We start from the raw sequence: 10,643 nt of genomic DNA on the forward strand, positions 1-10,643 counted from the left end.
AACAGACTGCCAAATGGCAGTCTGAGGTTTATCTGCGAGATGAGCGCATCAGCCATAGAAAATAAGGCGCGCCGAGAAGCGAGACGATCAGGCCCGACGGAATTTCTTTGGGCGGCAGCAGGTTGCGGCCTACGATGTCGGCCAATACGAGCAGGACGGCCCCGAGCAGCGCCGCGAGCGGCATGAGCCGGCGATGATTGTGCCCGATCAGAAGGCGCGCCGCATGAGGGGCGATGAGCCCGACGAAGCCGATCGTACCTACGATCGATACGGCCGCAGCCGCCAGCGCCACGCCGATCGCCGCCGCTCTCAGCCGCGTCTGCTCGACATTGACCCCGAGGCCCACCGCGCCCTCCTGTCCGAAGGCTAAAATGTCGACTCGCCGTCCGATCAGCCATGCCAGCGGCAGCAGCAGCACAGGCCACACCACGAGCTGCGCCAGCTCCTCCCAGCCGCGCGCATACGTGCTGCCGGAAATCCAGGCCAATGCGACGGCCACGTTCATTTTGGTCTGAACCACGATGAGCTGAATGACGGCCGAACCGCATGCGGATACCGCGATCCCGACGAGCGCCAAGACAGCCGGCTGCAGGCCCGTTTTGCGGGCGATGAGATAGACGATCAGCGCCGCGGCAATCGCTCCGGCGAAGGAGGCAAAAGGCAGCAGAGCGATCGGCAGCTCCGGCCAGACGAGCAGCAGAAGCAGCGCGCCGACCCCCGCCCCGGCCGACACGCCAACGATGGACGGATCGGCCATCGGATTGCGCACGACCCCCTGCAGCAGCAGGCCGCTGACCGCAAGCGCCGCGCCGGCGCAGGCCGCAACGAGCATGCGGGGCAGCCGCTGGTCGAGCACGATCGAGCGGGCCAGTTCGGAGCCTTCGCCTTGAACCGCCGCCAGCACGTCTTGCAGCGGGATTTTCACATCGCCGAAGATCATGCCCAGGATTGTGACCGCGACGAGCAGCAGCCCGAATAGACCGAGGAGCGCCCCGTACGACAGAAAGCGGGTCGTCGTGCCAAGCGACGAGGCGGACGGCTTCGGCACCTCGCGATGCTTTTGCGCCGCCCGGTAGGACAAATAGGCGAGGCACGGCCCTCCGATGAGCGCCGTCACGGCGCCTACCGGAAGCTCGCCGTACGAGCTGTTATTGGCCAGCCGGCTGCCGACGTCGGCTGCCACCAGAATGACGGCCCCCCATAAGAAGGAGGCCGGCAGAAGCAGCTTGTGGCTGCGCACCCCGATCAAGCGAACCAGATGCGGCGCGAGCAGCCCGACAAAGCCGATCGGACCGACGATACTGACGATCACGGCGGCAAGCAGCAGCGCCAGACCCAGACTGATCAGCCGGATTCGCCCCACATGCTGCCCGAGCGACTGCGCGGTCTCCTCGCTGAGCAGCAGCAGGTCAAGCGAGCGGGAGAGGAACAGCGCCGCGGCACCCGCCGCTGCGACCCATGGCCAAGCAGCGCTAACGCCGCCCCAGTCGTTCTGTACGAGCGTGCCGCTGCCCCACAGAAACAGGCCGCTCGTTTCCTCCTCGAACAGCAGCTGCAGCGCGCCGGTCATCGCGGACACGGCCATCGATACGATCATCCCGGCCAGCGTCATGCGCAGCGGCGTCGCGCGCAATCCCCCGGCAAGCGAATAAGCCAGCAGCGCCGCGAAGACGGCGCCGCCGAACGACACCAGCATCGGCGAGACGCCCATCAGCGACGGGGCGAACACGGTAGCGGCCACGACTGCGAAATAGGCGCCCGCATTGATGCCGAGCGTGCCGGCCGAAGCCAGCGGGTTGCGGGTGATCGTCTGCAGCAGCACGCCCGCGACCGCAAGCGCCCCGCCAGCCAGCATACCGGCGACAACCCGCGGCAGCCGCAGCGTGCGTACGATCTGATGCTCGGCCGTATCCTGCGGAGCGAAGACCGCTTCAAGCACCATGCGGGGAGTCAAATCGGCGGCGCCCTGCATCACATGGACGACCATGAGCAGGAGGAGCAGCGCCGCCCCCCCGCCGAACACGAGGACGGGCGGGGCCCATCCGCGCATAAAGAAAGCAGCGTTTACGCCGCTTCTTTCCGTTCTCATTTGGTCATCGCCGCCGCCGCTTTTTCAGCGATCAGTTGGGCCGACAGCGGTCCGCCGAACAGCCACGTATCGCCGCCCATCGGGTACATCCGGTTCTCTTTGACGAAATCGAGATTTTTCCATACCGGATTTTCCTTCAGCTGGTTGGTGAAAATGTTATCGTCATCCTGCACGATGTAGAAGAAGTTCGCTTTCTTCATGGCAAGCAGCGGCTCGACGCCCCCTTCCTCGAAGGTTGGGACGTAGCCCTTCGGCTTGAACGCGTTTTTCAACCCCAGCTTGATCAGCACCTTGGCCGCCATCGCGTTATCGGACATGATGCGCATGGTCGGCGCTTTTTTTAGCGAGAAAGCTTGCACAAGGATAAATTCGGAGTCCGCTTTGCCCGCTTTTTTCACTTTGTCGGCCAATCCGGCAATCGCTGCATCGACTTCCTTCAGCACTTTTTCCCCTTCATCCTTCTTGTTCAGCGCGTCCGCGACAATTCGGAAATTTTTCTCCATCATCGCGTAAGCATCCGGCTCCTTTTCCGTGTTCGCATAGAACACGATGGTCGGAGCGATCGCTTTTAATTTATCGTAGAAGGCTTCGACGCGGTTGGTCGCGATAATCAAATCCGGCTTCAGCGCGGAGATCTGCTCAAGGCTCGGCTCGACCCGGCTGCCGACATCCTTCACGTCGGGGGACAGCTCGTGCTTCACCTTCACCCATTTCTTGTAACCCTCGACATCGGCAATGCCGACCGGCTGCACGCCCAGCGCCAGCACATCCTCGACAACCGACCATTCGATGGCGACGATGCGCTGCGGCGTGCCCTTGATCTCTGTAGCGCCGAGCAGATGGTTGATGGTCCGAACCGCCGGATCTTGCGATTTGCCCTGTTCTTGCGTCGAAGCTTGCTCCGGCTTCTTGGCGTCGGTGCCGGAAGCGGCTTTCGGAGCGGAAGATGTATTGGTATTCGCCGTTCCGCAGCCGGCGACAAATAGCATGGCGCAGCAAAAAACAAGTAGGAAATAATGCAAGGATCGTGACATGATACAGCCCCCCAAGTATGTACGTTTGTTGATAATAATTATCATTATCAACTGACAGTTTAAATTGGTTTCCTGCATCTGTCAATCCTTAGTTATTCGAAATGTTATTGAGAGGTCAATGCTTTCACCGCATCCTTGAGCTTCATTTCATCGGCCAGCAGGCCGTCGCTGATCCAATGCTTGGCGCTTACCGTGAAGACACGGCCTTTCCGTACGGCGGGAATCGACTGCCAGAGCGGCGATTTTTGAATTTCAGCAAAGCTGTCCAAATCCTTCTGCAGCTCTTCCGCCGTTCCGCTCGCGCTGCCCACGGTTACGAATAAATAATCCGCCGTGATCTGCGGCAGAAGCTCCATGGAGACATTGGCGTTTTCCCGGGCCGGTTCTTTCTTTTGCAGCTGCGCCACCAGAGGATCGGGAACGAGCTTCAAATCGTGATAAAGCACCGTCGCATAACCCTGCCGTTTTTCCCCGGGCGCGGCTGGGAAATACAGCCGCAAATCTTTGGCCGTAACGCGCACCAAAGCGGCCGTCGCCTGCTCCCCCACGGCTTTCGCAACCGCTTCTTGGGCCTGCTTGATTGCGTCCTCATGCGCCTTCATAACCGCAGCCGCCTTCTCCGGCACTCCAAGGTCTCTGCCGATTTCCAGGATGGAGCTTTGCCACGTTCTTCGGTTGTACGTGACGGTGGGCGCGATTTTGCTAAGCGCATCGTATTCTTCTTGCGTGATGACATCGGATGCGACAATCACCTCAGGCGCCGCCTGCAGCACCGATTCGTAGTTCAGCTTGCCGTCGGACAAAACCTTGACATGTCTCGCCTTCAGCTCTTGTTCAAGATAGTTGCCCGCCCCTACCGTATTTGCCAGCACAAGCGGTGCGTCCAGGGAAAGCAGCATGTCCTCCAATTGGATGGAAGCGATCCGCTTCGGCTGAGCCGGAATTTGCGTATTGCCGAATTTGTGCTCCACCATTCGGGAAGCAGGCACGGCTGCTGCCTGCCCGTCCGTCTTGCCGTCAGCGGACGCTTCGGAGGCATTCGGCCCAGGACCGCCCCCGCACGCGGTTAACAGCACAAAGATAAGTCCGATCATTGCATAAGATGTCCAGCGTGTTCCAGGCACTCGATGTCCCTCCGTTGATATTAATTCTCATTCTCAGCGATTAGTATAGCATTGTCTGTATCCAAGGGACATGGAGCATTGTGCGAAGTCGGCTTGGACAAACGTGCTGCGCCAATCATCGTTCCCGCCCGGCCCCGTTCTCCATCCGGCAAAACAGGTTCACCGCCGCATCGATAATCATGTCATGCGCCAGTGGGGAATAGTCCAGCCAAGGCATCTCGGTCTGCCGGTAGACCCGGTTGCTTCGGACAGCGGCCAGCTCCCGCCATGCGGCAGCGCCGCTCAGCCGGTCCCAACGCCGCAGCGAAGCCGGATCGGTATCCACGATCAGCAGCAGATGATCTCCTGTGTAGCGGGACAGGTCCTCCGCCTCAATGACGGCGTAAGTCCCGATGGACTCCGGATCGTAGGCCGGGGTCAGCTTCAAATCCCCGAACAGCACGGCTCCCGCGTTGCGATTGCCATACACCAGTATATCTCCTTGCATAATGTGCACGACGGAAACCGTCTCGCTGCCGATCGACGCGCGGATCAAGGCTCCTGCCGCGGCGGCTTTCATCTCGTAGGCATGAAGCCAGCGCTCCGCTTCCCGCTCCTTACCCGTCAGAAACGCCACCTGCCGGAAATGCCGTCGCCAATCCATCGCCATCCACGAAATCACGGCCGTCGGAGCGATCTTGCGAATCAACGGCTCGGCCAGAGCTTCCTCATATTCGCTGCATAGGATCAACTGCGGCTTGGCTTGGGCCAGCACCTGCAAATTGTGCTCCCATATGTCGGCATGCATGACTTTGTCCCGACGCAAATAATAGGGGATTCCCGGAAAAAATGCCTGTCTGTGCTTGTCCCTCTGGCAATCGACGACGGCGACATAAGGGATGACTCCAAGCGACATCAAATGACCGGTGTACGGAAAGCTTAGCGCGGCGATTTTCTCATTTCTGTGCCGCAGGAATGCCGTCGGGGACACTCCGACCGTCTTCTTGAATCTGCGACTGAAATAAAACTCGTCGCCGAAGCCGACCTGACGGGCGATGTCCCGGATTGGCGCTCTGGACGTCAGCAGCTGCTCTTTCGCCCGCTTCATGCGGATCTCGTTCAAATATTCCATCGGGCTTCGGCCTGTCCGTTGTTTGAACACGTGAGAATAGTGCCATACGCTCATTCCGGCAATGCCGGCAAGCGTTTCCCGGGAAATATCATGACGATACCGGCTTTCCATATACTCGATGGTCTGTTCGATTTTCTCCGCAGAACCCGTGCTGCCGTCAGCCGTTTCGCTAACAAGAATCGCCAGAAGCTCATTAAGAAGCGCCTGCTCCCGAAAGCTCTGCCTCTTCTTCCTCTCCGCCCGGCAGCTGCACAATTGCTCCGCCAGCCGGACCTGCTCGTAAAAATGCGCCCCGGTTAACCCGCCGAACGGAGGAACGTTTAACTGCTCCTTTTGGAACAAAGCAAGCTCTTGCCCCGGGCCCGTGTCGGCCTCCCGGTTCCCTCCTTCGGCTTCCTTAGGCTTCCATAAATCAAAGTCAATCCGGTAATAGACAAGCGGCTGTTCCTTGTCCGTCTGCAGATCGATCAGCATTCCCGGCCTCAGCAGGCAAACCTTCCTGCGGGCGATCTCATATATTCTTCCGTCCAGCTCCAGCATGCCTCTGCCCTCAACGACGATCATCAACCGATGTGAACCGGCCATTCCCCGCTCCTCCGAGATCGGCTCACGTTCATTTCGGATAAGACGTGCGTCCCTCAACTGTACCAGCACGATGCCGCCTCCTTCCTTTTTCGCGAATACTGTCGCATCTGAAAAGATGTTCATAGACGCTTCTCTATGAGATAATCATGCCATCCGGGTATGCGCTTTGGAAAGGGGAGAACCTTCGTGAACCACAGTATTACGCTGAATTCGGACGATGAGAGGATCAGCCATCTTTGCCGCAACGATGCGAAGCTGGCCGCTCTGATCTCCCTTATCGGCGAATTGACCTTCAACGTGCGAAGCAGTCATTTCGAATCGCTAGTGCTGTCGATTGTCGGGCAGCAGCTCTCCGTGAAAGCAGCCGCCACCATCAACAACCGGGTTAAATCGCTCGTCTCCGCCATCACTCCCGAGGAGATCGACCGGCTAGATCCCGAATTGCTCCGAAGCGCCGGACTATCGTCCGCCAAAATCAACTACATCAAAGACTTGAGCGGCAAGCTGCTTCGCCAGGAAATCGACCTGACCCTGCTGCCCCAACTGGAAGACCGCGAGGTCGTTGAGATGCTCACCAAGGTAAAAGGGATCGGCCAATGGACGGCGGAAATGTTTCTGATTTTCTCCTTAGGGCGAATGAACGTGGTGTCTCTGGGCGATGTGGGTCTGGTGCGAGGGGCCCGATGGCTGTATTCGGCTGAAAATAAAAAAGACGGCAACCCTTTGGCGCAGCATGCGCACAAATGGTCGCCGTATTGCAGCGTCGCCTCCCTCTATTTATGGGAAGCCGTCAACCGGGGATATGTCGATTCGGGCAAAACGGTCGAGGAGCTCGTCTCGGGCTAAGCTGCTTTTCCCGCGAACCGTCGGTTCAGACCAAATCGTCGAATAGACTTGTCTCGGTTTTGGAAGGCCAGCGCTGTCCCCGTTCCCAGTGCAAAACAAACGACTCGTAGCGCCGGTTCTCCGGAAATACGTCCAAATTCCCGAAATATCTCTCGGTCGCGAGAAGCTGGGACGTATGGGCGCGCAGCGCTTCCGCTTTGACGCTCCATGCTTGTTCCGTATCGACGACGAGCGTCGGTTCGTAGCCTTTCTCGCTCAGTGTCTTCGATCGGGTGTAGTACAGCTTCTGGACCGAAGGGCATCGCCCGCTCAGCACGGCCGCTGTCGCAAACCGCGAAATCGCCATATGATCGGGATGAAAGTTGCCGCCGTCCTCCGGGAATGTCACGACAATCCTCAAGCGGTGTTTGTTGATGAAACGGATGACCGCCTCCAAAAAGAGCGTCTCGTCGACCGTGTCCAGTTTTCCGTCGGGGAAGCCGAGATGCTCTACTTCCGCAATGCCCAGGATCGCGGCGGCCTTCTCCATTTCCTTGACCCGGATCGCGGCAAGCTCCTCCTTCGTCGCCTGCGCCGCGTAGCCGTTCTTTTGCCCCGCTTCGCCCTTGGTCGCCAGCAGCAGCACAGGCGTATGCCCTTCATCCGCCAGCTGCCGGATCAGGCACGCGCTCAAAAAGCTTTCATCGTCCGGGTGCGCGTATAAAAATCCGACCGGTTCTCCCATCGTCAGCCGCCTCCTTTTTAGACTTATTATAGCCAGAGTCCCGGGCGATTAAAATGACGGGCACGCTTGCAAGAACAAGCTGGTCATCTGCCCCTTTTCGTAATTGAGGGGAGATGGCGAATGACAGCCACGCTCGATTCCCGCACAATCAGCCGAGGCTCGAACTGCACGCGCTCATATTCCCCGGTACCGTGCTCGCGAATCCGCTTCAGCAAAAGCTCGGTAGCCAGACGGGCCACTTCATCCCCCATGATCGAAACCGAGCTGATTTGCGGGCTTGTCACCGTCGACCACAAGTTGTTGTCGATGCCTACGACCGCCACATCTTCGGGAACCCGGATACCCAGCTCCTTGAAGCGATTCACAATCCCGATGGCCACCATGTCGTTGACCGCATAGATGGCATCCGGCATATGTTTGAGGCTGTAAAAGTAATCGGCCGCACGCAAGCCTGTTTCGAACGAGAAATCCTCGCCAAAAAAAACGAGGGAAGGATCTACCTGCGGCAGCGACTGTTCATAGGCAAAGTACCGTTCCTCAATTTTGTTCTTCGGGGCGCCTGCGTATGCGATTCGCGTCCGTCCGATTTTGATCAGATGCTCCATGACGAGACGGCCTTCCTGGCTGGCCAAGCCGACAACGTCCGCTTTCACATGGTCGTCGAGCTTTTTTCCATAGTTGATGATCGAGACGGGTACGCTTGCTTTATTGATCAGCTCCACCAACGTTTTGGGATAGGCGAGCGGCATAATAATCAGCCCGTCCACATGCAGTTTTTTTACCTCGCGCACCGTCTCAAGCTCCGTCCGGGCATTGCCGGTGGTGTTGATCTGCACGACGCGGTAGCCATGCTGCTTCGCGGTCTGCTCCACCGACCAGGCGATTTCGGGAATAATCGCATTGCGGATATCCGGCACGGCCAAGGCAATCTGGTACGTTTGCCGCACCTTCAGGCTTTGCGCTGAAGTATTCGGTGTAAAGCCCATCTCCTCAATCACCTGCAGGATCTGCGCCTTCGTTTTGGGGCTGATCCCGCCGCTATCGTTAATGGCGCGCGATACGGTGGCGATCCCCACACCCGCTTTCTTCGCCACATCTTCAATCGTTACTTTTTGCTTTCTGGTCAAGAGAGATGTCCTTTCTTATTGGAATCGTTTTCTACAATACGAACCGATGTCGTTTTCCTCTCTTTATTATAGCATACGATGCCGCCGTTTGGACGAGCCGCGGGCAAGCACAATTAAGCCCTCATCTCTGCTTAAACCCCCTCCATTCGCAAAAAATTTGACAAATGTATCAAACTTGTGACATTATTTATTGACGGAAACGTTTCCTATTTTATCGCTAAATTCATATTATCACTCAACCCAGTAAGGAGATGCAATGCAAGCATGAAGGCGTTACGATGGCATGGTGTGAAGGACTTGCGCTTGGAAACGATTACGGAACCTCAAGCGCTCAAAGGAAAAGTAAAAATCCGCGTGGAATGGTGCGGCATTTGCGGAAGCGACCTGCACGAATATGTTGCCGGCCCGATTTTTATTCCGGAAAGCACGGCCCACCCGCTGACAAATGAAAAAGCCCCTATCGTGATGGGGCATGAATTTTCCGGCCAAGTCGTGGAGATCGGGGAAGGCGTCTCCTCGGTGAAGGTGGGCGACCGTGTCGTCGTCGAGCCCGTCTTCGCGTGCGGAACATGCCCTTCGTGCAAGCAGGGCAAATATAATCTTTGCGAAAAAATGGGCTTTCTCGGCCTCGCCGGCGGTGGCGGCGGCTTCTCTGAATACGTAGCGGTCGATGAGCACATGGTCCATAAAATCCCCGACAGCGTCTCTTACGAGCAAGGCGCTCTGGTCGAACCGTCCGCCGTTGCGCTTTACGCCGTTCGTTCAAGCCAGCTGAAGGTCGGGGACAAAGCCGTCGTGTTCGGTACCGGTCCGATCGGCCTACTGGTCATTGAAGCACTGAAGGCTTCCGGCGCCTCGGAAATTTACGCCGTCGAGCTTTCCCCGGAACGCAAGCGCAAAGCGGAAGAGCTGGGCGCGATCGTCATCGATCCGAAACAATACGATGTGGTTCAAGAGATTCACAAGCGGACAGGCGGCGGGGCCGACATCGCCTTCGAGGTCACCGGGGTGCCGCCTGTTCTCACCCAAGCTATCGAGTCGACCAAGGTCGCCGGACAAATCATGATTGTCAGCATCTTCGAAAGAGAAGCGTCGATCCGACCAAATCACCTCGTCATGAAGGAGCGGAGCATGACAGGCATTATCGGGTACCGCAATGTATTCCCGGCCGTCATCCGTTTGATGGAAAAAGGCTTTTTCCCTGCCGAGAAGCTGGTTACGAAGCGAATCAAGCTTGACGAAGCGGTGGAACATGGCTTTGAAGCATTGTTGAAAGAAAAAAATCAAGTGAAGATTCTTGTAACTCCCAAACCGTAAACAGCGACGTTTTAGCGAAAAGCAGCCTCGGCATTAATGTCCGGGACTGCTTTTCCTTATTTGCCGGCAGAGCCACACTACTAAAAGAGATAAAATAATTCCCAGTAACTCTTCTTGATTTTTGAAATCCACATAATCTTTATCCTTCAACGCTCCCGTAATATCTTTATTCAACCACTCATAGCTTAGGTCATTTATTTTGGTTGAAGAGTAGCTGCATCCCAATAAACAATACCCGAGCCGTTATTGTCCGTTCCCATCAGTACGAGCCATACGCGTGCGTATGCTGCATTTGCAGGAGCTTGACCCGTAACAGATAGTGTCGAAAATCCGCCGCCCGTAGTTGTATTCTGGGAAGTCTCGAAATGGGCTCCTGTAAATCGATATTGTTCATCAAGATAATCTACGGTCAAATTTACTTTTGCATTTGCCAGACTCTCTACGAAAATACGACTGCTTGCCGTATACGTCTTTCCCGGCTCTATCTTCGTATCTTGGAATACGTTTATTTGGTTATATAGCCCCAGACCGGAACCTGTAATCTTCTGCGCACGTTGACCGGCAGACGCATGATGAGCTACAACTTCATACTCGCCAGTTATTCCTTGATCCTTGTTACCGTACCAGCCATCAGCTAAGCCACTTGTCCCCGTATTTACCTCAAAACTGGCGTTTGCAAGCATATT

9 protein-coding genes are annotated in these 10,643 nt (G+C 56.8%); 2 read left to right on the forward strand and 7 right to left on the reverse strand.

The window, feature by feature from the left end:
• Positions 1 to 28: 28 nt before the first annotated feature.
• From PEH01S_RS33010 to PEH01S_RS33025, 4 genes are all read right to left on the reverse strand, one after another.
• On the reverse strand, positions 29 to 2,089 hold the full coding sequence (locus tag PEH01S_RS33010; RefSeq protein WP_127490317.1) for an iron ABC transporter permease: 2,061 nt from the start codon (positions 2,087 to 2,089) through the stop codon (positions 29 to 31).
• The gene (locus PEH01S_RS33015; RefSeq protein ID WP_025848030.1) at positions 2,086 to 3,123 is read right to left on the reverse strand and encodes an ABC transporter substrate-binding protein; all 1,038 of its coding nucleotides are present in this window, start codon (positions 3,121 to 3,123) and stop codon (positions 2,086 to 2,088) included. Before PEH01S_RS33015 ends, PEH01S_RS33010 begins: the two co-directional genes overlap by 4 nt.
• A gap of 104 nt (positions 3,124 to 3,227) precedes the next feature.
• Entirely contained in the window at positions 3,228 to 4,247 is a 1,020-nt protein-coding gene (locus tag PEH01S_RS33020) for an ABC transporter substrate-binding protein (RefSeq protein WP_127490318.1), read from the reverse strand.
• A gap of 115 nt (positions 4,248 to 4,362) precedes the next feature.
• On the reverse strand, positions 4,363 to 6,012 hold the full coding sequence (locus tag PEH01S_RS33025; protein ID WP_164828126.1) for an AraC family transcriptional regulator: 1,650 nt from the start codon (positions 6,010 to 6,012) through the stop codon (positions 4,363 to 4,365).
• Positions 6,013 to 6,129: 117 nt separating this feature from the next.
• On the opposite strand from PEH01S_RS33025, the gene PEH01S_RS33030 reads away from it, so the two are divergent.
• The gene (locus tag PEH01S_RS33030; protein ID WP_246063139.1) at positions 6,130 to 6,789 is read left to right on the forward strand and encodes a DNA-3-methyladenine glycosylase family protein; all 660 of its coding nucleotides are present in this window, start codon (positions 6,130 to 6,132) and stop codon (positions 6,787 to 6,789) included.
• 25 nt (positions 6,790 to 6,814) lie between these two features.
• On the opposite strand, the gene PEH01S_RS33035 is transcribed toward PEH01S_RS33030, so the two are convergent.
• Positions 6,815 to 7,513 carry a PIG-L deacetylase family protein gene (locus tag PEH01S_RS33035; protein WP_127490320.1) on the reverse strand — a complete coding sequence of 233 codons (699 nt, stop codon included), beginning with the start codon at positions 7,511 to 7,513 and terminating at the stop codon, positions 6,815 to 6,817.
• Positions 7,514 to 7,596: 83 nt separating this feature from the next.
• Complete coding sequence (locus tag PEH01S_RS33040) at positions 7,597 to 8,640, reverse strand: LacI family DNA-binding transcriptional regulator (protein WP_127490321.1); 1,044 nt, start codon at positions 8,638 to 8,640, stop codon at positions 7,597 to 7,599.
• Between the two features lie 264 nt (positions 8,641 to 8,904).
• Between PEH01S_RS33040 and PEH01S_RS33045 the strand changes: the two genes are divergently transcribed.
• Positions 8,905 to 9,957, forward strand: coding sequence for a 2,3-butanediol dehydrogenase (locus PEH01S_RS33045; RefSeq protein ID WP_127490322.1), 1,053 nt, complete (start codon positions 8,905 to 8,907; stop codon positions 9,955 to 9,957).
• Between the two features lie 194 nt (positions 9,958 to 10,151).
• On the opposite strand, the gene PEH01S_RS33050 is transcribed toward PEH01S_RS33045, so the two are convergent.
• A partial coding sequence (locus PEH01S_RS33050) for a carbohydrate binding domain-containing protein (protein ID WP_164828127.1) occupies positions 10,152 to 10,643 on the reverse strand: 492 nt, incomplete at its 5' end.

The organism is Paenibacillus ehimensis NBRC 15659 (genome assembly GCF_004000785.1).
GTDB classification, from domain to species: Bacteria; Bacillota; Bacilli; order Paenibacillales; family NBRC-103111; genus Paenibacillus_G; species Paenibacillus_G ehimensis.